General features: G+C 68.5%; 1 protein-coding gene. It reads right to left on the reverse strand.

Going from position 1 to position 365, the window contains the following annotated elements; genetic code table 11:
- A partial coding sequence (locus BQ8482_RS34435) for a TCP-1/cpn60 chaperonin family protein (protein WP_280178897.1) occupies window positions 1–365 on the reverse strand: 365 nt, incomplete at both ends.

Below are 365 nucleotides of genomic sequence, written 5' to 3' on the forward strand. Positions count from 1 at the left end.
TCGCCATATTCGCCGGTCTGGGCATTGAAGCCGAAGGTCGGGCCCGTGTTCTCGAGGATCTTGCCGGCAACGATCGATGCTTCCGCACCGGCGTTGGCCGCGATCTGGCGGGCCGGAGCCTGCAGCGCGCGACGCACGATGGCGATGCCGGCGGTCTGGTCGGAGTTGGCGCCGCTGACGGTGATGGCCAGCGAAGCGCGCAGGAGTGCGACGCCGCCGCCGGGAACGATGCCTTCTTCGACGGCCGCGCGGGTCGCGTTGAGGGCGTCATCGACGCGGTCCTTCTTTTCCTTGACTTCGATCTCGGTCGCACCGCCGACGCGGATGACGGCAACGCCGCCTGCCAGCTTGGCGAGACGTTCCTG

Origin of the sequence: Mesorhizobium delmotii (assembly GCF_900149755.1) — a bacterium.
Lineage (GTDB): Bacteria > Pseudomonadota > Alphaproteobacteria > Rhizobiales > Rhizobiaceae > Mesorhizobium > Mesorhizobium delmotii.